Genomic DNA, 21,555 nt, shown 5'->3' with positions numbered 1-21,555 from the left:
TCCCGCTGTGGTGGTATCGGCGCACAAGGCGCCACTCCGGGGCCATGATAGCGGCCCCGCCAGCACGGGTCTGTGACTGAAAACGTTACCCGGTTCAGTCGGTTGGCGCGTCTGCCTAGAGCACGCCGGCGGAGGCGAAACGGTAGTTGAGGGAGAGCCAGACGGCGCGCCCCGGCTCCGGGATGCGGCCCACCTGTTCATAGCCCAGCCCCGCCTGACTGGCGTGCACCGACTTGGAGAGGTGCTCGTAGTAGAAGGTGTCGAACAGGTTGTCCACCCCGGCCGACAGCTGCCACCCCTCTGCAAACTGCCAGGCACCGCTCAGGTTCAGGGTGAAGAAGCCGGGGGTCTCCCCCTGATCCTGACCGGCGACTGTGCCGGACCCCACGTCCACCCTGTCCTGCGCGGCAACGGCGCGGCCAAGCAGGGTGAGGTTCCACGCCTCGGCCGGCTGCCAGCCCAGCGCCAGCTTGCCATCGAGCGGCGGCATCTGGGCCAGCGGCTGGTTGTCGCTCTGGTTTTCGCCGTAGACCAGTGCCAGGCCGCCATCGAGGCGCCACTGTTCGGCAAACTGCCAGCGCCCTTCCAGCTCACCGCCCCGGGTCCGGGCATCTATGTTGCGCACCTTGTTCGACTTGTTGTTATAGAGCAGGTAGTCCTGGATGTCGGCGCTAAAGAGGGAGAGGGTCAGATCCAGTTCGCGGCTGCGCAGGGCCAGCCCCGCATCCCACTGACGGCTGCGCTCCGGGTTGAGGGTGAAGGGGACGCTGTCCTTGCTGCGCTCCCAGTAGTCTGGTGCCCGCTTGGCCTGGCCCCAGGCCAGGTAGCTCGACCAGGCCGGCGACCACTGGTATTCGTAGCGGCCAAAGCCGCTGTCCAGGGTCAGGGTATCGCTATAGAGGGTTTGATCCCCAGCGCCATAACGGGTGGTCTCGACCCTGTCCTGCCGGTAACCCCCCTTGTAGCCGTGGGCCCCCTGCTGACGGCCCAGCTCGGCAAAGCCCCCCTGCTGCTCGAAGCGCAGGGTGCGCTGGCGCGGCTGGCTGGCGTAATCCACCCCGCTGCGGGCCCTGTGCTGATCCCGGTTGGCATCGAGTCCGGCGGTCAGCAGCCAGTCGGCCGGCAGGGCGATGTCGTTGGCCCAGCGCCCGCCTGTGTTGCGCCGATCCGGGTTGGAGAGCATCTTCATGCCGCTGTTTTGTCGCAGGCTGAAGTTGTCCATGATGTGGTCTATGTCGTTGTCCCACAGGGTCAGCTCGCTGCGCTGCCAGTGGCTGCTGATCTGCTCCTGCCTGAGCTTGAGGCCGAAGGACTCCCGATCGAACATGGGGCCGTCCATGGTGCGATCCGCATAGGCGGCGCGGGCGTTGCTGCGCTCGGCGGTGAGTTCGAGCCAGGTGTGCTCCCCCGGCGTCCAGCCGAGCTGGGCTGTGCCGTTCTCCCGGCGATAGAAGGAGCGCACCCTGTCGCCGTGGCCATCTCGGTAGTCATCGCTGTCGGAGTGGGTGAACTGGCCGCGCAGATACCCCTCGGGGGCACCGACTGTGGCGTCCAGCATCTGGTCGTCGCGCCCGAAGCTGCCATAGAGCGCCGAGGCCTCGGCCTTGACGCCGGGGGCGGTGAACTCGGGTCTGTCCCGTTCGAACAGCACAGTGCCCGCCAGGGTCGCGCCCTGCTCGAGGGATTGCGGCCCCTTCAGCACCCGGATCCGGTCGAAGGATTGGGGAAACACATAGGCGGTGGGTGGATCCATCCGGCCGCCGCAGCCACCGGCCAGCATGCCGCCATCCATCTGCACGTTGAGGCGGGACATCCCCATACCCCGCAGCACGGGGTCGCCCCCCAGTCCGCCCTTGCGCACCATGCTCATGCCGGTGACGTTCTTCAGATAACCGGCGCCGTCGGCGGCAGGCATGGGAGAGCCCGGTTTCTTGGGATCCAGGGTCACTTCCAGGGTGCTGGCGGGGCGGCTGGCGACCACCACCATGGGTTCCAGCTGCTGGACCTGCTCCTGACCGGCGGCGCCGTGGCAGGCGAGACCGCCCACCAGCAGGGCCAGCGGGGTGCGCATATGACAAGCCATGTTTATTCCTTATCTCTTTGTTTATTTTGTTTTTCTTATCTCACCCAACAAACCTTTCAGCTGGGGAAAGGTTTGCCATCCGGCCACAAAAAAGGCCTGCGGCGGGAGGCGGCAAGCCTTGACGGGCAAAGCTGGAAGAGGGGTTGGCAAAATGTTGCGCAGGTTTTACCCAAATTGGGTAGAGAAGGCAAATGAACAAACATTCCAGTTACAGGAATCTGGGGATGGCTCACAAAAACAGGGGGTTAACTGAAAGCCTCCCGCTCGTTGATGGGTCTGATCAGGTGATAGACCTCGTGGGCCGACAGGGTGCAGCCGGCAGGCCACTCCAGCTGGTGGTGACGATTGATGAAGACCCGGGCGCAACGCCGCTCCGAATCCAGCGCCGCAAACAGGGGCTGCGCGCGCCAGGGGGTCAGGTCCAGCGCCCCCGTGGTGCCGTCGGAGAGCACCACGAACAGGCGCCATCCCTGCAAATATTCCACATCGATAAAGACCGGCATCCCTTCGGCTCCGATTGAGAAAATTCGGCGTCATTATAGGGAAGCGGCCTACATGACTTTGCAGGGGGGATCACAGTTTTTCCAGCCGTTTATGCTGTCTTGGATCCCTGCGCGCCCTCACATAAAAATCATAAATCGTGCCAAAACATCCTTTTAAACGGCACCTACACGCAACCTTTCCCCGGACCCGCTGTCATAACCCTGCAATATAAAAACAATGTGCCCGAGGACGGGTGCAAACAGGCTTGTAGGAACAACAATGACCACTATCAGACAATGGCTGGGACCGTTTTGGCCCATCGCCGTTTTTTCATTGATCGCGCTCGTCTCTCTCTCCGTCAGCCGACTCGGCCTCGGCTTCTGGCAACTGGAACGGGTCGACGCCGTCGCCGGCTGGCAGGAGATGCTGCTGCAAGGGCTGAGGGTCGATTTCGCCACCCTCTGCTGGCTGTGGGGCGTACCCGCCATGCTGACCCTGCTGCTGGCGGGGCCCCACCCAATCGGTCGGGCCTGGCTGCAGATCATCCGGGTCTGGCTGACCCTGGGACTCTGGCTGATGCTCTTCCTGGAGATCTCCACCCCCTCCTTCGTGACCGAATACGGGGTCAGGCCCAACCGCCTCTATGTGGAGTACCTCATCTATCCGAAGGAGGTGCTATCCATGCTGTGGGCCGGCCGCAAGGGAGAACTGCTGGCCGCCGTGCTGTTCAGCCTGCTGACCCTGGGCGGTGGCTGGTGGCTGAGCGGGCGCCTGCTGCGCGATCTCACCTTCCCGCGCTGGTACTGGCGGCCCGCCTTCGCCCTGCTCATTCTGGCCATAGGCTTTCTCGGCGCCCGTTCCAGCCTGGGCCATCGCGCCCTGAACCCGGCCATGGTGGCGTTTGCCAGCGATCCCCTGATCAATGCGCTGACCGTCAACTCCTCCTACTCCCTCTTCTTCGCCATCAAGCAGATGGGGGCCGAAGAGGATGCCAGCCAGTTCTACGGCAAGCTGCCCCAGGCGCGCATCCTGGAGCTCATTCGCCAGGAGAGTGGCCGCGAGCCCCACGAATTCAGCTCGGAAACCTTGCCCAGCCAGACCTTCAACGAAGCCAGCTATATCGGCAAGCCGAAGAACCTGGTGATCCTGCTGCAGGAGAGCCTGGGGGCCCAGTTCGTCGGCTCCCTCGGCGGCCTGCCGCTCACCCCCAATCTGGATGCACTCGCGCAGCAGGGCTGGGCCTTCGAGCAGCTCTACGCCACCGGCACCCGCTCGGTGCGCGGCATAGAAGCCGTGCTGACCGGCTTCACCCCCACCCCGGCCCAGGCCGTGGTCAAGCTTGGCAAGAGCCAGACCAACTTCTTCACCATCGCGGATCTGCTCAAACAGCGGGGCTACGACACCAGCTTCATCTATGGCGGCGAGAGTCACTTCGACAACATGCGCAGCTTCTTCCTCGGCAACGGCTTCACCACCATAGTCGAGCAGAAGGACTTCAAGAATCCGGTGTTCAAGGGATCCTGGGGTGCCTCGGACGAGGATCTGATGGCCAAGGCGGACGAGACCTTCAAGGCGCTGCACAAGGAGGGCAAGCCCTTCTTCAGCCTGGTGTTCAGCTCCAGCAACCACGATCCGTTCGAATTCCCGGACAATCGCATCGCCCTCTATGAGCAGCCCAAGCAGACCCGCAACAACGCGGCCAAGTACGCCGACTACGCCATCGGTGAGTTCTTCAAGAAGGCGAAGCAGTCGGACTACTGGAAGGACACCCTGTTCCTGGTCATCGCCGATCACGACAGCCGGGTCGGCGGTGCCAGCCTGGTGCCCATCCCCCGCTTCCACATTCCCGGCGTCATCGTGGGTGACGGCATAGCGCCGAAGCAGGATCCGCGCATCGTCAGCCAGATCGACATGGCGCCGACCCTGCTCTCCCTGATGGGGATAAGCGCCGACTACCCCATGCTGGGCAAGGATCTGACCCGGATGCCCGCCGACTGGCCGGGGCGCGCCATCATGCAGTACGACAAGAACTTCGCCCTGATGCGGGGCAAGGACGTGGTGATACTGCAACCCGAGCGCCCGGCGGAAGGCTTCATCTACGAGGATGCTACCGAAACCCTCACCCCGGCGGCGCAGCCGGATGCCATGAAGGATGCCGCGCTCGGGCTGGCGCTGTGGGGCAGCCTGGCTTATCAGAAAGGGCTCTACCAGACGGCGCCGGATACCCAGACTGCGCTGAACTGAGCCCGCCGCCGCAATAACATAAAACCCGCCGATTGGCGGGTTTTATGTTGGCCGCAACAGGGGATCAGGTGTTGAGGAAACAGGGCAGCGAGCGGCTGAACCTGTGTTCGAACACCAGCGAGGTCTCGAGGTGCACCACCTCCTCCCGGGAGGTGAAGTGATCGAACACGAAGTTGCGCAGGTGCTCGGTATCGGCGACGCAGAGGTGCACCAGGAAATCATCCTTGCCACCCATGTGAAACAAGCTGATCACCTCGGGCAGCGCCAGTATGGCGTCGCGGAAGGCATCGATGATCTGGCGGCTGTGACGCGCCAGTTGCAGCGAGACCATGGCCTGGATATGGCCACCGAGCGCCTGGTGATCCACTTCGCAATGGGCGCCCTTGAGCACCCCGTCCTGTTGCAGCTTGCGCACCCGCTCCAGGCAGGTGGACGGCGCCACGCCGACCAGGGCGGCCAGATCCTTGTTGGTCATGCCTGCATCGCGAAACAGATGGGCCAGGATATCCAAATCCAGTTGATCCAGGTTTCTCATCTTAACTCCTTGAACCGATCAATTTTTTAGACTCTGCCCGTAAACCGGGCCGAACACAACGCAGATTGACATCGGGGCCGCGCCCCCTATGCTTTGGCGCACTCAGAAACCGGCCATGCCGGCTCGCCGCGCCCTTGCTGGCCTCATAAGGACCTTTATGCACCCGTCTCACCCCTTCTGGAGCCAGGAAGTACCCCGCGTCGATGGCCAGCTGCTGCTGACCCCCTGCCCCGGCACCCAGCAGGTGGCGCTGCCACTGGCACTGGATCAGCTCAGGCTGGCGGGAGCCCACGGCGTGCTGACCCTGATGACGGAGGCCGAACTGGCCCGGCTCGCACTGAGCCAGCTTGGCCCGCAGGTCGAGGCGAGCGGCATGCGCTGGTTCCACCTGCCCATCGAAGACGATCAGGCCCCCGATGCCGCCTTCGAACAGGCCTGGCAACAGGCTCTGCCGCAACTGACCGGCCTGCTGCGCGAGGGCAAACATCTGGTCATCCACTGCAAGGGGGGCAGCGGCCGCACCGGTCTGATCGCGGCCGCACTGCTTGTCTCCCTCGGCCAGCCACAGCAGGAGGCCATGGCCGCCATCCGGGCCCACAGGCCCAAGGCCTTCACCCTGACGGTGCATCGCCAGTGGCTCGACGCCCTGACCGCACGACGGGAGCGGGCCGACTGAGCCCGCCACTCTGATCCTTACTTGGGCTGCTGGTAGGTAAACACCTTGCCTATGTCTTCCACCCGATAGCTGGTGAGCTGATAGACGTAGTAGTTGAGCCAGTTGGAGAACAGCAGGTGGCCATGACTGCGCCAGCTGGCGCGCGGGGTCTGGCCGGGATCGTTGGCCGGGTAATAGTTGACCGGGATGACGGGCTCGAGCCCGGCCGCCAGATCCCGCCGGTACTCCCCATCCAGGGTCAGCACATCGTATTCAGGGTGACCGGTGACGAACACCTGGCGGCAATCCTTGGTCGCCGCCAGATAGACCCCGGCTTCCTCCGACTCGGCAAAGATCTGCAGGTCGGTGTGGGTGCGGATAAGATCCCCGTCGAACGCCGCATAACGGGAGTGTGGCGCCACGAACTCGTCGTCGAAGCCGCGCAGCAACGGCTCGTGCTCATCCAGCCTGTGGTGGCGATAGATGCCGGAGAGCTTCTCGCCGTGGGTCTGTTTTTCCATGCCATACAAGGCTTTCAGCGCCGCCTGCACCGCCCAGCAGAGGAACAGGGTCGAGGTCACGTGCTGATGGGACCACTCTATGATCTCGACGATGCGCGGCCAGTAGACCACCTCCTCGAACTCCACCAGCCCGAGCGGCGCCCCCGTGATGATCATGCCGTCGTAGTTGTTGGCCCGCACCTGTTCGAAGTCGTGATAGAAGTTCTCCAGGTGCGCCTGGGGCGTGTTCTTCGACTCCCGATCGTCGATGCGCAGCAGATCCACGTCCACCTGCAACGGCGAGTTGGAGAGCATCCGCATTAGCTGGATCTCGGTTTCAATCTTCTTGGGCATCAGGTTGAGGATCAACACCCGCAACGGGCGTATGTTCTGGGTGACGGCCCTGGATTCCGTCATCACGAAGATGTTCTCCTGCCCCAGCACTTCGGCGGCGGGTAACTGATCCGGGATCTTGATCGGCATGCTTACTCCCTGTACTGCATCGGTAAATATGTCTGGACATCCAGAAGCCTATAATAAAGCGTCTACCCTGTCATCAGATACCTTTTGTATTCACCTCCGCCTTTGACTAGCATACGGCTCATGTGTCTCTCGCAGCCAAGACAATGACAGGTATCAAGATTTCCGTAGACCGACTGCAAGTCGGCAATTTCGTCTCTCTGCCACTGGGTTGGCGCGAACACCCCTTCCTGTTTTCCAGCTTCAAGCTCAAGACTGAAGAGGAGATAGAGCTGATCCGCCGGCTGGGCCTCAAGCTCGTTACTATCATCCCCGACAAGAGCGATGCGCCGCCCAAGCCGCTGAGCCAGATCCAGCCGCAACCGGCCGAGGCGCCGGACACCTCCCAGCGCCAGGCCGAGATGCAGCTGGAAAAAGAGCGCCGCATCGAGCAGTTGCAGCAGTATCGCCGCGACTTGCAGCAGTGCGAGAAGCAGTTCCAGCAGTCGCTGGCGCAGGTGCGCAGCGTGATGAGCAAGATCCAGTCCCGACCCCTCAACGCCATCGGCGAGGCGCAGGAGCTGATCAACGCCATGACGGAGCAGCTGCTCTCGGTGGACGAGATGGTGCTGCACCTGGTCTCCGACAGCGAGGATGGCAACAACCTCTACTTCCACTCCCTCAACGTCAGCGTGCTCAGCATGCTGCTGGCCAAGGAGTGCAACATGTCGGCCGACGAGATCCGCCAGGTCGGCATGGGAGCCCTGTTCCACGACATCGGCAAGCTGAAGATCCCGAGCCAGATACTGCGCAAGACGGAGCCGCTGACCAAGCCGGAGCAGAACCTGATGGCCCAGCACCCACGCTACGGCCTGGATCTGCTCAATCTGGCCAAGGATTTTCCGGCCGGGGCCAAGGGAATCGTGCTGCATCACCACGAATACCTGGATGGCAGCGGGCCCGAGGGGCTCAAGAAGGGGCAGCTCGACCCCCTCACCCAGATGGTGTCGCTGATCAACGAGTACGACAACCTCTGCCACCTGCAGGCCAAGGTGCCCTACTCGGCCCTGAGCGGCCTCTACAAGCAGCGCAAGGCCCAGTTCAACCCGGAATACCTCAGCATGCTGATCCGGCTGATGGGCATATACCCGCCCGGCAGCGTGGTGCAGCTCTCCAACGGTCAGGTGGGGCTGGTGATGTCGGTGAATGCCTCCCGCCTGCTCTACCCCTCTGTGCTGGTGTACGATCCCCGCATCCCGCGCCAGGAGGCGGCCATCATAGATCTGCAACAGGCCGAGCTCTCCATCGCCAAGGTGATCCACCCCAAACGACTGCCCCCGGCTGTGTTCGAGTACCTCAATCCACGTACCCGGATCAGCTACTACTTCGAACACGCCAAGCCCTGATTGTCCCGGCCATGGTTCATGGCCGCCCCAGTTCACATCCCCAGCCCAAGGAGCCCCCATGCGTATCGAGATCATCAGCACCGGAGACGAGATAGTGACGGGTCTGGTGGTGGATACCAATGCCGCCTGGCTCAGCGCCCTGCTGCTGGAACAGGGCTGGCAGGTGCGCCGCCGCGTCACAGTGGGGGACAACCTCGCCGATCTGACAACCGTGCTGCAGGAGAGCGCCAGCCGCGCCGAGGTGGTGCTGGTGTGCGGCGGCCTGGGCCCCACCGCCGACGATCTCACCGCCCAGGCGGCGGCCGAGGCCTTCGATCAGCCACTCACCCTGTTCCCGGACTGGCTCGCCACCATAGCGGCCCGCTACGCCAGCCGGGGCCGGCCCATGCCCGCCAGCAATGCCAAGCAGGCCTGGCTGCCGCAAGATTGCGAGATCCTCGACAACCCGGTCGGCACCGCCTGTGGCTTTGTGGTCACCCACACAGGCCATCAGGGTCAGAGCCAGCTCTTCTTCACCCCGGGCGTGCCGTTCGAATTCAAGCAGATGATGCACGAGCAGATCTTGCCGCGCCTCAAACAGCTGGCGGGCGCGCAGACCGATACCGAGCTGCGCCGCTTCTACAGCTTCGGCATCTCGGAATCTGCCCTCTCCGACATGCTGGATGCGGCCCCCTGGCCGACCGGCATAGAGCTGGGCTACCGCTCCTCCATGCCGCTGATCGAGCTGAAACTCATAGGCCACGGCGCCAGCGCGGCCGACATGGATGCCGCCGAGGCGCGACTGCTCGCGGCGATCCAGCCCTGGCTGGTGGGACGGGGGGATGAGGAGCCGGCGCGGCAGATCCTGGCCCTGCTGGGGGAGAGGCCGCTGACCCTGCTGGAGGGGGAGAGCCGGGGTGCCCTGCTCGCCCTCTGCCACGACCATCCCTGGCTTGAGGCCGGCTTTCGCGGCGACCTCGCCAGCGAGCTGGCGCAGTTGGAGGCAAGGAGTGAGGGGCTGAGCCTGACCATGGGATGGGAGGGGCCGGACGGCGTGCCGCTGCTGCTCTGCGCCGACGGGCAACAGATCGGCCAGACGCTGAAGGCCAGCCACCCGGATCCCGAGAGCCGACGCAAGATCCTCGCCTTCGCCGCCCTCGACATGCTGCGCCGCCAGCTGCAAGGCTTGCCTGTGCTCGGCGACTACCTCACCCTGGCCAGAACGGCGCAGCGCGGCAGCTAGGCATCAAACGCCTCAATCCAGACTCTTCTTGAACCTGTGGGCGGCCAGGGTCAGCACCAGCAGGGTGAAACCGGCCAGCCAGAGCACGTCCGGCAGCAACTCAGACAACTCACCGCCCCGCAGCACTATGCCCCGGATCAGCCGCATGAAGTGGGTGGCCGGCAACACCTCGGCAATCCACTGGGCCGGCACAGGCATCCCCTCGTAGGGGAACATGAAGCCCGACAACAGGATGGAGGGCAGCAGGATGAACACCGTCATCTGCATAGCCTGCAGCTGGGTCTGTGCCAGGGTGGAGATGAGCAGCCCCAGGGTCAGGCTGGCGGCGATGAACAACAGGGTCGCCAGCAGCACCTGACTCAGGGCGCCGTTGACGGGCACATCGAAGATGAGGTGGCCGAGGCCGAGTATGATGGCCACCTGGACCAGCCCCACCCCGATATAGGGCAAAATCTTGCCCAGCATCAGCTCCATCGAGCTGACCGGGGTGGTGATGAGCAGCTCCAGATTGCCGCGCTCGCGCTCGCGCACTATGGCTGCCGAGGTGAACATGATCATGGTCATGGTGAGGATCACCCCGAGCAGACCGGGCACTATGTTGACCGCCGAGCGGCGGGCCGGGTTGAAGTAGAGCACAGTCTCGAAGGTGGGTGGTGCGGATTCAAGCCCAGGTTTCAGATCCGACAGCGGCATGTTGCGCAGCCCTAGCAGGGCTCCGGCTATCATGGTGTCCGAGCCGTCCACCAGCCACTGGCCCGCCGTCTCGCCGGCGCTGAGCCGGCGGCTCAAGTCGGGAGGCAGCACCAGCACGGCCCGCACCTCGCCCCGGGTCAATGCCGCTTCGGCCTGCTGCACTCCCACGTAATGGTGTTCGATGCGCACCACCTGGCTCGCCTTCACCGCCTCAACCAGCAGCCGTCCCGGCACGCTCTGGCTCATCTCCACCAGCCCCACAGGTATGTGGCGCACATCCGTGTTGATGGCGTAGCCGAACAGCAGCAGCTGGATCAGGGGGATCATCACCACCATGCCGAACGTAAGCCTGTCCCGCGCCAGCTGCCTGAGTTCTTTCTGGGTAATGGCCCAGAGCCGTCGCAGACTGTTCATGCCCTTGGCTCCTGCCCGGTGCAACTGACGAACACATCCTCCAGGCTGGGCCTGACCAGCGCCATGGCGGCACCGGCCAGCGCCGGGCAGGCCTGCTGCAACCAGGTCACAGGCTCGGCCAGCTCCTTGTCCACCAGCACCCGCAAGCGCTGGCCGAGCTGGGCGGCGGAGCGCACCGGCGCCAGCGGCAGCAACTGCTGCTTGAGCAGCCGCAGGTCGCTGGCCTGCACCTCGACCACCCGGGTGCTCATGGCATCCATCAGCGCCTGGGGTGAGCCCTGGGCCCGCACCCGCCCCGCCTCCATGATGGCCAGCGCATGACAGCGCTCCGCCTCGTCCATGTAGTGGGTGGTGACCAATATGGTGGTGCCCTCTTCGCTGAGATCGAACAGCTTCTCCCAGAAATCGCGCCGGTTTTGCGGATCCACCGCCGAGGTAGGCTCGTCGAGCAGCAGCAGATCCGGACCGTGGATCACGGCCGCCGCCAGCGCCAACCGCTGCTTCTGGCCGCCGCTCATGGCACCGGCCCGCTGCCGGGCCAGCGCGGTCAGCTCATAGGTCGCCAGCAGTTCGTGCAGCCGGGCGCCGAGCGCGGCACCACCCATGCCATGAATGCGGCCCATGAACTCCAGGTTTTCCCAACTCGTCAGCTCGTCGTAGAGGGAGAACTTCTGGGTCATGTAGCCGATCCGGCGTTTGAGTGCCTCGGCCTGCTTGGGAATGCTGAGCCCCAGCACCTCCACCTCTCCCGCCGAGGGGGTGAGCAGGCCGGTCAGCATGCGCAGTGTGGTGGATTTGCCGCAGCCGTTGGGGCCGAGAAAGCCGTGGATCTGCCCCCTTGGCACGCAGAGATCCAGCCCGTCCACCGCCAGGAAATCACCGAAGCGGCGACTCACCCCCTGCGCCCGAATCGCCAGTTCACTCATGGCCCGCCCTCTCATCGCCAGGCTCCGCCTGCAACGGCAGGCCGCTCGGCAGATCCTGCGCCCCGTTCGGCAGATCTATCTCGGCCAGATAGACCAGCCGGGCTCTGTCCTGTTCGTTGAGGGCATAGTAGGGGGTAAAGGCGGGCTCTTTCGAGATCCAGCGCAGCCGGCCCATGAGCGGCTCGGCCACCCCGTCCACCCGCACCCGTACCGGCTCGCCGAGGCGATAGCTGGCGAGGGAGGGCTCGGGCACATAGACCCGGGCGTAGGGGGCCTGATCCGCCTGAATGGCCGCCAGCACGGCACCGACCGATACCCTTTCACCTAGGTGATAGGGCAGGCTGTCGAGCCGGCCGCTGCGAGTGGCGACGATGGAGAGATCCGCCAGCTCCCGCTCGGCCAGCGCCACTTCGGCCCTGGCGGCCTGCAGGGCCGCATCGGCTTCGTCTATGTCTTCGCTGCGTACGCCCCGGGTCAGCTTGTCGAGCTGCTGGCGGGCCCCGTCCTGTTCGGCCAGGGCGCCGTCACGCAGGGCGCGGGCCTTGTCGAGATCGGCCGGGCTCACCAGCTTCTGACGCACCAGTCGATCGATGCGCTCGAAGTTGCGTTCGCTCTCCCTGACATTGGCCTGCGCCTTGTCGAGGCTGGCCCGGGCGGCGGCTATGTCTTCCGGCCGTTCGCCATTGGTCATGCGGGCGAGGGCCGCGCGCGCTTGCGCCTCTTGGGCCCGGGCACGGGCCAGCACCGCCTGCTGGCGGCGATCGTCGAGCCGGGCCAGCAGAGCCCCCTCAGCCACCTGACTCCCCTGCGCCACCGGCAGGGCGCGAATGATCTCGCTGGCGGTGGCGGTCAGCAGCACCCGATCCCGCTCCAGGGTGCCGAGTGCAATGGTGGACACCTGCGGCTGGCAGGCGATGAGCAGGCCCGTCAGGGCCAGGGGCAGCAGACAATGACGCAACATCGATACTCCTCTCGCGGCGGGCCAGACTTACCGATGCAAACCACCACCGGGTTCAGGGCCGGCACGTCTCTCGCAGACCTGCGGGCTTCTCGTGCCGTCAGCATACCCGCTGTCATCCTTGATTTCCTCGTCCCAGCTCACCCATTTGTGCTTAGTTCGTTGACCAAAAAGGAGAAATGCCCGAATACTGCAGACCGGAACCATCTTGATGACTCGCGTTTTTAACAAAAAGCCGATTAAATGGAAGTAAGAAGCGATCTCGATATGGATGCAGACGAGGGAAGGGAACCGGGTGTTAAGCAAAGAGTGGTTACTGTTATCAACCGATATGGAGTACGCCTGCCTGCGCATAGTGCCCGGGCTGACCAAACCCGTCTCGGAAAGCGATATCCAGACGCTGCTGCTGGCTTCCAACTGTCGCCGCTACCAGCCGCTGACGGAGGGGATCAAGCAGGCCATCAGCTTGCTCAACACCCTGTTGAGCAACCCGGCCGCCCCCCTGCCCGGCAATCCGGTCCCCGTCGCCCAGCGCCACGATGCCCGCGTCACCCTGGTGGTGGAGAAAGACCGGATGAGCGCCGTTGCCCAGATCACCGCCGACTGGGGTGGCAAGTATCTCACCACTGAACAGCTGGAGCAGGCGGTGCAGGCCAGCGAGATCAGCCAGGGAGTACAGGCGCCCCTCATAGCCGCCGCCATTCTGGCCGCCAAGGAGGCGACACCGGGGGCCCTGCTCAAGCTGCCGGTGGCGCTGGGCAAGGCCGCCGTCAACGGCCAGGACACCCGCTTCGAGCGGCTGGTGGAAACCCCGGCCGAGCGGATCCTCAAGCCCCAGGAGCTGGATCATGGCCGGGTCGACATGCGCGACCTCGGCACCCTGCTCACCGTCAAGGCGGGCGCCCAGCTGATGCGCCGCCACCCCGCCACCCAGGGCGTACCCGGCTTTACCGTCACCGGCCAGGAGCTGCCCGCCAAACACGGCAAGGACAGCCCCATGGTCGCCGGCGAGGGCACCTTCGCTTCGCCGGACGATGTGGATCTGCTGCTGGCCGGCCGCCCCGGTCTGCCTCGCCAGGAGAAGAACGGCATGAAGGTGGACGACGTGCTGAGCGTCAAGCAGGTCGACATCCGCCACGGCCACGTCATCTTCGAGGGGGCCCTGATAGTGGCGGGAGATGTCACCCCCGGCATGAAGATAAAGACCAGCGGCGACGTGGTGATCGGCGGCTTCGTCGAGGGGGGCTATATCGAATCGAGCGGCACCATCACGGTGCGCAGCGGCATCATAGGCCGCAAGAGCGAGCAGAGTGACGAGTACCTCTGCCACCTCAATGCCCAGGGCGAGATCCACGCCAGCTATGCCCAGTACGCCAAGCTGGAGGCCGGCGGCGACATCCAGATCCAGAGCCAGCTCAGCCACTGTTACAGCCGCAGCGGGCAAGACATCAAGGTAGGCGACAGCGGCATGCGCAAGGGCCACCTGCTGGGGGGCATCAGCATCGCCAATCGCCTCATCATGGCCCCCATACTGGGGGCTTCGGCCTACAACCAGACCCGGTTGCAGATCCTCGGTGGCTACTTCACCCACAAGGAGCAGGAGCAGGCCCTGCGCCAGCGCAAGCAGGAGTGCCGGGATCAGCTGGACAAGCTGCAGGATCTGCTGCTCAAGCTGTTGCAGCTGCCAGGGGACAAGCGCAATCCCCAGACAGTGCAGAAGATCAAATTGATCCGCACCCAGCATATCGACGAGAGCAAGCTGCTGGATGAACAGCTGGAGGCGGCGCAGGAAGAGCTGCAAAAACTGATGACGGAGATGGACATCATAGCCACCCAGCGCGTCTTCCCCGGGGTCGAGGTGGAGATGGCCCACCACCACTACAGGGTCGACATAGAGCACGGCCCCATCCACTTCGCCATCCACGAAGATCAGCTGCAGCTGACCCCCTACGAACCCCACAAGTGACGGCCTGCGGGCCCTGCGGCTCGCGACTCCCCGGCAAGATCCCCCCTGCTGGCGCTGCCTCTCGCCGCCAACCCGTGATCCTGGCGGCGAATTTCGCTACACTCGGCCTCCCATTGGCCCCATAGGGCGGGCCAGCCAGACTTCAGGTAGTGAGAGATGTACAAGCTGATCGCATTGGATATGGATGGCACCCTGTTGAACTCCCAGGGCCAGATTTCACCCCGCACCCACGCCGCCATTCAGGCCGCCCGCGCCAGGGGCGTGACTGTGGTGCTGGCCTCCGGGCGCCCGCTGGAGGGGATGAGCCGCTACTTGGTCGAGCTCGGCCTCACCGGTCAGGATGACTACGTCATCTGCTACAACGGCGCCCTGGTGCAACAGGTGGCCGATCAGCGCATCATCCGCAGCCAGCTGCTGACCGGCAGCGACGCCAGCGCCATCGCCAGGCTGGCAAACGAGCTGGAGGTGAACGTACACGGCTTCTCTGTCACCCGTGGCCTCATCAGCCCCAGGGTCAGCACCTATACCGAGCACGAATCCCGCCTCATCGGCATGCCCATCAATCTGATCGATTTCGCCACCCTGCCCGCCGACGAGCAGATCATGAAGGTGATGATGATCGACGAGCAGCCCCAGCTCTCCCGCGCCATCGAACGCCTGCCCGCCGAGCTTTATGAGCGCTACACAGTGGTGCGCAGCGCCCCCTACTTCCTCGAGTTCATGCACAAGCAGAGCAACAAGGGGACCGGCGTCGCCGCCCTGGCCGAGCATCTGGGGCTGGACGCCGCCCAGGTGATCGCCGTGGGGGATGCGGGCAACGATCACCACATGATCGAATACGCCGGGCTGGGAGTGGCCATGGGCAATGCCACCGACGAGATCAAGGCGCTGGCCCAGCACACCACGGCGCGCAACGATGAAGACGGGGTCGCCCAGATCATCGAGCGATTCGTGCTGAACGCCTGAGTCGACAAAGGGGCCTGCGGGCCCCTTCTGCTATCCGGTTACCCCGGCCAGATGTTTAATATATCCACCACAGACCATATCCCTCATCTCACCAACACGCCCCGCAGGCCCCTTCAAAAGGGACTCAAGGCAGCTCCTCGCTTAAAACAGTTAACATTTCAGCATCATTTCGTTTGACATATTGAACGGCCTTGGCAGACTGGGATCAGGATCCAGGCTGTCATTGCCCAGGCTGACCGACGATTCTGGTACTGCGGCACGACCCTGATCCCATGACCATGCCTTGAGGCATGCCCTTGCCCTTTCAGCGGCAGCAAGGGCCTTCCCAAGGCGCAGGACCGCAAAGGATAGCAAGGTGAATCATGACAGCTCGCAACCCCCACACCCCGCGTAAACCCGTCGTACTCATGACCATGGGCGCCCAGCCCCGCAATGGTCACCCCTATCAGGTGATGACCCACAAATACATAATGCCGCTGGTAGAGATCAGCGACTGCGTGCCGCTGCTGGTGCCGACCTGCTGCGGCACAGAGGATCTGGCGCAGTATCTGGATCTGGCGGATGGCGTCTATCTGAGCGGCGCCGGATCCAACATAGATCCCGCCCTCTACGGCCAGGAGAACCTGACCCCGGAGAAGCAGCAGGACAGAGACAGGGATCTGTTCGACATCCCGCTGGTGCGCGCCGCCCTCGATCGCGGCCTGCCGATCCTCGGGATCTGCCGCGGCATGCAGGAGATCAACGTGGCCCTTGGCGGCGACATTCATCAGAAGGTCTACAACGAGCCGGGTTATGACGATCACAGGGAAGATTCGGACGATCCGGTCGACGAGCAGTATGGTGAGAGTCATCAGGTCGAGCTGGTGCCAGGCAGCTGGTTTGCCGAGCTGATGGGACAACCGTCGATCCCGGTCAATTCGCTGCATGGACAGGGGATCAAGACGCTGGCCAAAGGGCTTGAGCCGCTGGCCCACGCCGAGGATGGGCTGATCGAGGCGCTCCATGCCCCTGCCCTCGCCTCCTTCCTGCTGGCGGTGCAGTGGCACCCGGAGTGGAAAGCAAGCGAGAATCCCCACTCCATCAAGATTTTCGAGGCCTTCGGCGACGCCTGCCGGGCCCGCGCCAGCAAGGGCTGACTAGTCGCCAAACCCCCGCGCCTTGAGCTTGGGCAAACCACCCCGCTCGGGGCGCAGGGTTCGGCATATCTCCATCCCCTTGAGCCCGCGCTGGATGTGATCCGGCGTGTGGCCGAACACCATGCCGTTGCTGCGATAGAGGGCATCGTCATCCAACTCGAACAGCTCACCGCCGATCAGCAGCTGCTCGCGGCCATTGACCACCTTGCCCCGCTTGAGCGGCAGCGTCATGTCGCTCAGCACCTCGCCGGTGGCGCAGCCCTCGCGCCAGCGGGCCTCGTCGGAGAAGGGGGTAATGGCGATCTCGCGCCAGGAACCATCGCGAAACTCGACTCTATACTTGTCGGCCAGCTGATCGCAGCCCGCCAGCAACCAGACCCCCGCGATACAGACCAGCTTGTTCAACTTGCGCACACTCGCCACTCCCCTGCCACATTGGCGCCCAGCATAAATAAATTGCCCTCACCCCGCACCCATTTAGCGGTTCGAAAGCAACTATGCTGGAAATAACCAATGATAAGGGGCTGTTATGTTTAGCGATCACCTCATTGCGCTACCTACCCTGCTGTGGATTGGTGAGCACCCGTTCTGGAGCCTGCTGACCCTGTCTCTACTCGCTACCCATTTCTGGCGCTCCCCTGGCCGGCGGCGGGAGCTGGTCGCCGAGCTCGGCTTCGTCATGCTGAGCACCGTCACCATACTGTTGATCCAGTTCGAGGGCGGATGGTTTCGCCTGCCCCTGCCCCACCACTGGCTGGTGGAGATCTCCAGTCTGCTGGCCGGCCTGGTGCTGGTGAAAGTCTGGGGGATACTGCTGTTCCAGTTTCTGCTGCCCCTGTGCCAGATCCGCATCCCGCGCATCATAGCCGACATCGTCATCACGGTCGGCTACATCGGCTGGTGCCTGTTCCGGCTCTACGCCTCCGGCATGGCGCTCGGCGAGATAGTCACCACCTCGGCCGTCATCACGGCCGTCATCGCCTTCTCCATGCAGGACACCCTGGGCAATCTGCTGGCTGGAGTCTCCATCCAGCTCGACAACTCCATCGCCATCGGCGACTGGCTGCAGGTCGAGACTACCCAGGGCCGGGTGGTGGAGATCAACTGGCGCGCCACCACCATAGAGACCCGCAACTGGGAAACCGTGGTGATCCCCAACAGCCACCTGCTCAAACAGCGCTTCACCGTGCTGGGACGGCGACAGAACGCCCCCCTGCAGTGGCGGCGCTGGGTCTGGTTCGACATCACCCTGGACACGCTGCCGACCCAGATCATAGCGCTGGTGGAACACTCCCTGCGGGAGACCCGCCTCCGCCACGTCTCCGCCAGCCCGATGCCCGACTGCCTGCTGATGAACGTGGAGAACGGCGTCGCCCGCTACGCGGTGCGCTACTGGCTCACCGATCTGGCGGTGGACGATCCCACCGACTCTGCGGTGCGCACCCTGATCGATGCAGCCCTGCGCCGCAACGACCGCCGCCTCACGCCCCCCATCTTCAACGTCTTCATGACCACGGATCAGGATCACAAGGATCAGCGCCACAAGCGCCATACCGCCGAGCGCACCGCCACCCTGCGCCGCTTGCCGCTGTTCGCCATGCTGCAGGAAGAAGAGCTGCTGCAACTGGCGGATCAGGTCAAGTTCGCTCCTTTCGTCAACGGCGATCGCATGCTGACCCAGGGCGATATCTCGAGCTGGCTGTTCGTGCTGGTGAAGGGGGATGCGGAGATGCTGGTGGAGGTGGAAGGGCGCGAACTGCTGCTCGGTACCCTCAGCGCAGGCGACTTCTTCGGCGAGCTGAGCCTGCTCACCGGCGAGCCCAATCCATTCACGGTGCGGGCGCTCGGCACCGTCGAAACCTATCGTATCAATCAGGCCATGTTCCAGGAGCTAGTCATGCAGCGCGAGTCGCTGGTCGAACCGCTCTACCGGGTACTTAGCGCCAGGCAGCAGGAGCAGCAGGCACTGCTGGCAAGGGAGGCGGAATCCTTGAGGCAGGTCACGCCGCCGCGGGATCTGCTGGATAAACTGAAGGCGCTGTTTGGCGGCCTATGACGTAGCATGGAGGCCCGAGTTTTCGACAAGAGACCGACTCCATGCTGCTGACCGCCCTGGCCCTGAGTGCCACCCTGCAATTTGACTGCCCACCCGGAATCGAGACCCGCCAGCAACTGTTGACCACACCAGATGGCTGGCAGGGTCTGAGCCGGGATCCGGAAGGAAAACCGGGTCAGAACCTGAGCCACCGGCTGGCAAACCTGGCGCTGTTTGATGGTGAGCCGGGTGAGCTGGTTCAGCTCAAACCAGACAATGGCGACAGCGACGAGATCCACTACTGGAGCCTGCTCGGCAGCAGCCTGCGTCCCCTCTATCTGGTCTGCCACTATCAGGATACCGCCCTCACCCTGCAGCAGGCGCTGCCCTTCGGCATCAGCTACTGCCGGGTCAATCAGGGCGACCCTTACGATCTGCGTGGGCTGATCTGCCGCAAATAACGCAGTGAAGGGCAGCCATCGCCGTCAGAGCAGCAAGTCGGCCAGCTCGCCCAGCGCCGTCAGCTCCACATCCGGCAACAGTTGCAACCCCTGCCAGGGCTGCTGGCGATCGTTGAGCCAGGCGGCCCGAAAACCGTGCAGGCGGGCGCCTAGCACATCCGTCTCCGGGTGGTCCCCCACATGCAGGATCTGGCCGGGAGCCAGCTTGAGGGCTCTCTGCGCCTGTACAAACATGTCCGGCGCCGGTTTCATCCTGGCGCCCGCGCCCGCCTTGCAGACCAGGGTGAAGTAATCCACCAGCCCGGCCCGGGTCAGATCCAGATTGCCGTTGGTGATCACCACCAAGGGGTAGCGCCCGGCCAATCGCGCCAGCAAATCGTGAGTCGCGGCGCTCACCGTTATTCTGGAACGCTCGGCGAGAAAGGCGGCGAATACCTGTTCGGCCTCCCGGCTGGCGGTGGCGGCCATCATACCGCCCTGCACCATGGCCTCATGAATGGTGCGCTGACGCGCCAGGCTGACATCCTGGCGCAACTCGGGATGGGCAAGCAGGATGGCACGCTTGAGTTCCAGCCAGCGTGGCTTGTCCAGCATGGCGGTAGCCAGGTATTCGCTGCGCAGATGGGCCAGCATCCACTGCTCGGCCCGTTCAATGGCGGGGCCGTTGTCGTAGAGGGTGTCATCGAGGTCGAACGAGATGGCGGCCACCGGCTGCCAGCGGCGATAAAAATGCATTCATGCTCCTTCACGGCGGGGTAACCAGACCCCGTTATTCATCTTCCGGGGTGGCAGGATCCCGCCTGGCTCTGGGATGGGCGTTGTCGTACACCTTGGCCAGATGCTGGAAATCGAGGTGGGTATAGATCTGGGTGGTGGAAAGATCCGCGTGCCCCAGCAGCTCCTGCACCGCCCGCAGATCGCCGGACGACTCCAGCATGTGGGTGGCGAAGCTGTGGCGCAGCTTGTGGGGATGGATGTGGGCATTGAGCGCCTGCTTGTTGCCCCAGCCATCGAGCCGCTCCTGCACCGAGCGGGCCGACAGCCGCCGCTTGCGCTGCGAGACGAACAGGGCTTCGGCCTCGTCCCCCGCCAGCAGGGGGCGCACCTTGAGCCACTTCTGCAACCACTCCACCGCCATCCGCCCCATGGGCAATACCCGCTCCCGCGCGCCCTTGCCGGTCACCTTGAGCTGACGATCATCGAGCTTGATGTCCGTCAGATTGAGCCCCACCAGCTCGGCGAGCCGCAGGCCGGAAGAGTACATCAGCTCCATGATGGCGCGATCCCGCACCGCCAGCGGATCCTGCTCGTCTGTGATGTTGAGCAGCTGGTACATCTCGTCCACATCCAGGTTCTTGGGCAGGGGTCGCCCCTGCTTGGGGGTCGCTATGCCACGGGCCGGGTTGGCGCTGAGCCGCCCCTGGCGCACCTGCCAGTCGCAAAAACTGCGCAGGGCCGAGAGCTTGGTGGCGAGAGAGCTGGGCACCAGTCCGGCCTTGTGCATCCGGGTCACCAGGCTGCGCACCTGGCTCGCCTCGAGCCGGGTCCAGTCGCTCAGGCCAAGCCTGACCAGCTCGGCTGTCATGATCTCCAGGTGAGAGCGGTAGTTGCTGCGGGTATGAGGGCTGAGCTGGCGCTCGACCCTCAGGTATTCGATGAAGGCCGCCAACTCATCGGCCAGGCTGGCCGGCAGAGGCTCGGCGGCAGGAGACTGTGCCTTAGCCACGAACCAGCTCGGGCAGGCGCAGTTGCAGCAAGCGGCCCAGCTGACCCAGCAGCAGGGTGTCGTTGTGGGGGCTGAAGTGGCTGGGATCCGAGCTGGCGAAGGCCAGCACGCCGAGATCGCCGAGCCGCATCAGGGCAACGGAGTTGACCAGCACATCGTGGCCAAACAGCGCCTGCTTCTCGCTCTGGTTGAGTCGGCCGAAGTAGTAATCCTGCCCCGGCAGGCGCTGGCCCAGCAGCTGCTCGAGCTGTCTGCCCTCCGCCATGAACTTCTGCTCGGGGCCGCTCAACTGGAATTTCTTCGGGCTGAGCCAGAGCCGCAGGCCGGTCAGCCGCAGTCGCTGCATGAAGGCCTTGCCCATCACGGCACTCACCTCGAACAGGGTCTGGCAGCCGTAGAGCTCGCCGTAGAGATCGGCGTAGACCCGGAAGATCCGCTCGTTCTCGCTGGCAATCCCCATCAGCTCGGTGATCTCCTGCTCCAGCTGCTCTATGCGCTCGCGCTGCCGGTCCATCTGGCGTTCGACCAGCGAGACCGAGCCTTTGCGCTCGTGGGGAATGCGGATCCGATCCAGCATGGCCGCGTGGCGCTGGAAAAACTCGGGATAACGGGCCAGGTACTCCAGCACTGTGGCTTCATCCACCAGTGATTCCTGCCGTTTGAGTTCGCTCATAACTTGGTTGGTCC

The 21,555-nt window shown here is 64.1% G+C and carries 21 protein-coding genes; 10 read left to right on the top strand and 11 right to left on the bottom strand.

All coding sequences use genetic code 11. The annotated features are described in order from the left end of the window. Positions 1 to 115: 115 nt before the first annotated feature. Entirely contained in the window at positions 116 to 2,083 is a 1,968-nt protein-coding gene (locus AACQ95_RS00795) for a TonB-dependent copper receptor (RefSeq protein WP_241280220.1), read from the bottom strand. Between AACQ95_RS00795 and AACQ95_RS00790 the strand changes: the two genes are divergently transcribed. After that, positions 2,082 to 2,336, top strand: coding sequence for a hypothetical protein (locus AACQ95_RS00790; RefSeq protein ID WP_241280218.1), 255 nt, complete (start codon positions 2,082 to 2,084; stop codon positions 2,334 to 2,336). The genes AACQ95_RS00795 and AACQ95_RS00790 overlap by 2 nt on opposite strands. Here the strand turns inward: AACQ95_RS00790 and AACQ95_RS00785 are convergent. Beyond that, positions 2,329 to 2,586 carry a DUF2442 domain-containing protein gene (locus AACQ95_RS00785; protein WP_043556947.1) on the bottom strand — a complete coding sequence of 86 codons (258 nt, stop codon included), beginning with the start codon at positions 2,584 to 2,586 and terminating at the stop codon, positions 2,329 to 2,331. The genes AACQ95_RS00790 and AACQ95_RS00785 overlap by 8 nt on opposite strands. A 259-nt stretch (positions 2,587 to 2,845) precedes the next feature. On the opposite strand from AACQ95_RS00785, the gene AACQ95_RS00780 reads away from it, so the two are divergent. Then, a complete protein-coding gene (locus AACQ95_RS00780) occupies positions 2,846 to 4,810 on the top strand; it encodes an LTA synthase family protein (protein WP_241280216.1) in 1,965 nt (654 codons plus the stop codon). Positions 4,811 to 4,874: 64 nt separating this feature from the next. Here the strand turns inward: AACQ95_RS00780 and AACQ95_RS00775 are convergent, their stop codons facing one another. Continuing rightward, complete coding sequence (locus AACQ95_RS00775; protein ID WP_042868783.1) at positions 4,875 to 5,345, bottom strand: Lrp/AsnC family transcriptional regulator; 471 nt, start codon at positions 5,343 to 5,345, stop codon at positions 4,875 to 4,877. A 157-nt stretch (positions 5,346 to 5,502) separates the two neighbouring features. Here AACQ95_RS00775 and AACQ95_RS00770 point away from each other — a divergent pair, with 157 nt between their 5' ends. Beyond that, positions 5,503 to 6,021: a cyclin-dependent kinase inhibitor 3 family protein gene (locus tag AACQ95_RS00770; RefSeq protein ID WP_241280214.1), complete on the top strand. Its 519-nt coding sequence runs from the start codon at positions 5,503 to 5,505 to the stop codon at positions 6,019 to 6,021. 17 nt (positions 6,022 to 6,038) lie between these two features. On the opposite strand, the gene metA is transcribed toward AACQ95_RS00770, so the two are convergent. Next, positions 6,039 to 6,983: a homoserine O-acetyltransferase MetA gene (metA, locus tag AACQ95_RS00765; RefSeq protein WP_241280213.1), complete on the bottom strand. Its 945-nt coding sequence runs from the start codon at positions 6,981 to 6,983 to the stop codon at positions 6,039 to 6,041. A gap of 143 nt (positions 6,984 to 7,126) precedes the next feature. On the opposite strand from metA, the gene AACQ95_RS00760 reads away from it, so the two are divergent. Together AACQ95_RS00760 and AACQ95_RS00755 are read left to right on the top strand one after the other, a co-directional pair. Beyond that, positions 7,127 to 8,365: an HD-GYP domain-containing protein gene (locus AACQ95_RS00760; protein WP_043134997.1), complete on the top strand. Its 1,239-nt coding sequence runs from the start codon at positions 7,127 to 7,129 to the stop codon at positions 8,363 to 8,365. 58 nt (positions 8,366 to 8,423) lie between these two features. Further along, positions 8,424 to 9,587, top strand: coding sequence for a competence/damage-inducible protein A (locus AACQ95_RS00755; RefSeq protein WP_241280212.1), 1,164 nt, complete (start codon positions 8,424 to 8,426; stop codon positions 9,585 to 9,587). A gap of 12 nt (positions 9,588 to 9,599) precedes the next feature. Here the strand turns inward: AACQ95_RS00755 and AACQ95_RS00750 are convergent, their stop codons facing one another. The 3 genes from AACQ95_RS00750 to AACQ95_RS00740 are packed head-to-tail and all read right to left on the bottom strand — an operon-like array spanning position 9,600 to position 12,581. After that, positions 9,600 to 10,694 carry an ABC transporter permease gene (locus AACQ95_RS00750; protein ID WP_042868772.1) on the bottom strand — a complete coding sequence of 365 codons (1,095 nt, stop codon included), beginning with the start codon at positions 10,692 to 10,694 and terminating at the stop codon, positions 9,600 to 9,602. Continuing rightward, positions 10,691 to 11,620, bottom strand: a complete 930-nt coding sequence (locus AACQ95_RS00745) for an ABC transporter ATP-binding protein (RefSeq protein ID WP_241280211.1) — start codon at positions 11,618 to 11,620, stop codon at positions 10,691 to 10,693. The genes AACQ95_RS00750 and AACQ95_RS00745 overlap by 4 nt, the downstream gene beginning before the upstream one ends. Further along, positions 11,613 to 12,581, bottom strand: coding sequence for an HlyD family secretion protein (locus AACQ95_RS00740; protein ID WP_241280210.1), 969 nt, complete (start codon positions 12,579 to 12,581; stop codon positions 11,613 to 11,615). Before AACQ95_RS00740 ends, AACQ95_RS00745 begins: the two co-directional genes overlap by 8 nt. Positions 12,582 to 12,873: 292 nt before the next feature. Here AACQ95_RS00740 and AACQ95_RS00735 point away from each other — a divergent pair, with 292 nt between their 5' ends. The 3 genes from AACQ95_RS00735 (at position 12,874) to AACQ95_RS00725 (ending at position 16,646) form a co-directional block, all read left to right on the top strand. Next, the gene (locus AACQ95_RS00735; protein WP_337999330.1) at positions 12,874 to 14,544 is read left to right on the top strand and encodes a DUF342 domain-containing protein; all 1,671 of its coding nucleotides are present in this window, start codon (positions 12,874 to 12,876) and stop codon (positions 14,542 to 14,544) included. 156 nt (positions 14,545 to 14,700) lie between these two features. Further along, a complete protein-coding gene (yidA, locus tag AACQ95_RS00730) occupies positions 14,701 to 15,510 on the top strand; it encodes a sugar-phosphatase (protein WP_098980914.1) in 810 nt (269 codons plus the stop codon). A 362-nt stretch (positions 15,511 to 15,872) separates the two neighbouring features. Further along, positions 15,873 to 16,646 carry a gamma-glutamyl-gamma-aminobutyrate hydrolase family protein gene (locus tag AACQ95_RS00725; RefSeq protein ID WP_241280209.1) on the top strand — a complete coding sequence of 258 codons (774 nt, stop codon included), beginning with the start codon at positions 15,873 to 15,875 and terminating at the stop codon, positions 16,644 to 16,646. Here the strand turns inward: AACQ95_RS00725 and AACQ95_RS00720 are convergent, their stop codons facing one another. After that, positions 16,647 to 17,060 (bottom strand): hypothetical protein, encoded by a 414-nt coding sequence (locus tag AACQ95_RS00720; protein WP_098980916.1) that lies wholly within the window; start codon positions 17,058 to 17,060, stop codon positions 16,647 to 16,649. 115 nt (positions 17,061 to 17,175) lie between these two features. Between AACQ95_RS00720 and AACQ95_RS00715 the strand changes: the two genes are divergently transcribed. Both AACQ95_RS00715 and AACQ95_RS00710 read left to right on the top strand, forming a co-directional pair. Beyond that, positions 17,176 to 18,702: a mechanosensitive ion channel family protein gene (locus tag AACQ95_RS00715; RefSeq protein ID WP_241280207.1), complete on the top strand. Its 1,527-nt coding sequence runs from the start codon at positions 17,176 to 17,178 to the stop codon at positions 18,700 to 18,702. 41 nt (positions 18,703 to 18,743) lie between these two features. Beyond that, entirely contained in the window at positions 18,744 to 19,142 is a 399-nt protein-coding gene (locus AACQ95_RS00710; protein WP_241280206.1) for an STY0301 family protein, read from the top strand. Positions 19,143 to 19,166: 24 nt separating this feature from the next. Here the strand turns inward: AACQ95_RS00710 and AACQ95_RS00705 are convergent, their stop codons facing one another. The 3 genes from AACQ95_RS00705 to AACQ95_RS00695 are packed head-to-tail and all read right to left on the bottom strand — an operon-like array spanning position 19,167 to position 21,541. After that, on the bottom strand, positions 19,167 to 19,877 hold the full coding sequence (locus AACQ95_RS00705) for an HAD-IA family hydrolase (protein ID WP_241280204.1): 711 nt from the start codon (positions 19,875 to 19,877) through the stop codon (positions 19,167 to 19,169). Positions 19,878 to 19,911: 34 nt separating this feature from the next. Then, complete coding sequence (xerC, locus tag AACQ95_RS00700) at positions 19,912 to 20,868, bottom strand: tyrosine recombinase XerC (protein WP_098980920.1); 957 nt, start codon at positions 20,866 to 20,868, stop codon at positions 19,912 to 19,914. Then, on the bottom strand, positions 20,861 to 21,541 hold the full coding sequence (locus AACQ95_RS00695) for a DUF484 family protein (protein WP_241280203.1): 681 nt from the start codon (positions 21,539 to 21,541) through the stop codon (positions 20,861 to 20,863). The genes xerC and AACQ95_RS00695 overlap by 8 nt, the downstream gene beginning before the upstream one ends. Positions 21,542 to 21,555 lie beyond the last annotated feature (14 nt).

Origin of the sequence: Aeromonas sp. MR19 (genome assembly GCF_963899305.1) — a bacterium.
Classification (GTDB): domain Bacteria; phylum Pseudomonadota; class Gammaproteobacteria; order Enterobacterales; family Aeromonadaceae; genus Aeromonas; species Aeromonas bestiarum.
The sequence above is the reverse complement of the archived record's forward strand: the minus strand, read 5'-3'. Positions and strand labels throughout refer to the sequence as shown.

What these genes read in the sequence shown, in the direction of transcription:
- AACQ95_RS00790 (WP_241280218.1), top strand. Translation starts at nt 2,082, where the DNA reads ATGTTTATTCCTTATCTCTTTGTTTATTTTGTTTTTCTTATCTCACCC.
- AACQ95_RS00795 (WP_241280220.1), bottom strand. Translation starts at nt 2,083, where the DNA reads ATGGCTTGTCATATGCGCACCCCGCTGGCCCTGCTGGTGGGCGGTCTC.
- AACQ95_RS00785 (WP_043556947.1), bottom strand. Translation starts at nt 2,586, where the DNA reads ATGCCGGTCTTTATCGATGTGGAATATTTGCAGGGATGGCGCCTGTTC.
- AACQ95_RS00780 (WP_241280216.1), top strand. Translation starts at nt 2,846, where the DNA reads ATGACCACTATCAGACAATGGCTGGGACCGTTTTGGCCCATCGCCGTT.
- AACQ95_RS00775 (WP_042868783.1), bottom strand. Translation starts at nt 5,345, where the DNA reads ATGAGAAACCTGGATCAACTGGATTTGGATATCCTGGCCCATCTGTTT.
- AACQ95_RS00770 (WP_241280214.1), top strand. Translation starts at nt 5,503, where the DNA reads ATGCACCCGTCTCACCCCTTCTGGAGCCAGGAAGTACCCCGCGTCGAT.
- metA (WP_241280213.1), bottom strand. Translation starts at nt 6,983, where the DNA reads ATGCCGATCAAGATCCCGGATCAGTTACCCGCCGCCGAAGTGCTGGGG.
- AACQ95_RS00760 (WP_043134997.1), top strand. Translation starts at nt 7,127, where the DNA reads ATGACAGGTATCAAGATTTCCGTAGACCGACTGCAAGTCGGCAATTTC.
- AACQ95_RS00755 (WP_241280212.1), top strand. Translation starts at nt 8,424, where the DNA reads ATGCGTATCGAGATCATCAGCACCGGAGACGAGATAGTGACGGGTCTG.
- AACQ95_RS00750 (WP_042868772.1), bottom strand. Translation starts at nt 10,694, where the DNA reads ATGAACAGTCTGCGACGGCTCTGGGCCATTACCCAGAAAGAACTCAGG.
- AACQ95_RS00745 (WP_241280211.1), bottom strand. Translation starts at nt 11,620, where the DNA reads ATGAGTGAACTGGCGATTCGGGCGCAGGGGGTGAGTCGCCGCTTCGGT.
- AACQ95_RS00740 (WP_241280210.1), bottom strand. Translation starts at nt 12,581, where the DNA reads ATGTTGCGTCATTGTCTGCTGCCCCTGGCCCTGACGGGCCTGCTCATC.
- yidA (WP_098980914.1), top strand. Translation starts at nt 14,701, where the DNA reads ATGTACAAGCTGATCGCATTGGATATGGATGGCACCCTGTTGAACTCC.
- AACQ95_RS00725 (WP_241280209.1), top strand. Translation starts at nt 15,873, where the DNA reads ATGACAGCTCGCAACCCCCACACCCCGCGTAAACCCGTCGTACTCATG.
- AACQ95_RS00715 (WP_241280207.1), top strand. Translation starts at nt 17,176, where the DNA reads ATGTTTAGCGATCACCTCATTGCGCTACCTACCCTGCTGTGGATTGGT.
- AACQ95_RS00710 (WP_241280206.1), top strand. Translation starts at nt 18,744, where the DNA reads ATGCTGCTGACCGCCCTGGCCCTGAGTGCCACCCTGCAATTTGACTGC.
- AACQ95_RS00705 (WP_241280204.1), bottom strand. Translation starts at nt 19,877, where the DNA reads ATGCATTTTTATCGCCGCTGGCAGCCGGTGGCCGCCATCTCGTTCGAC.
- AACQ95_RS00695 (WP_241280203.1), bottom strand. Translation starts at nt 21,541, where the DNA reads ATGAGCGAACTCAAACGGCAGGAATCACTGGTGGATGAAGCCACAGTG.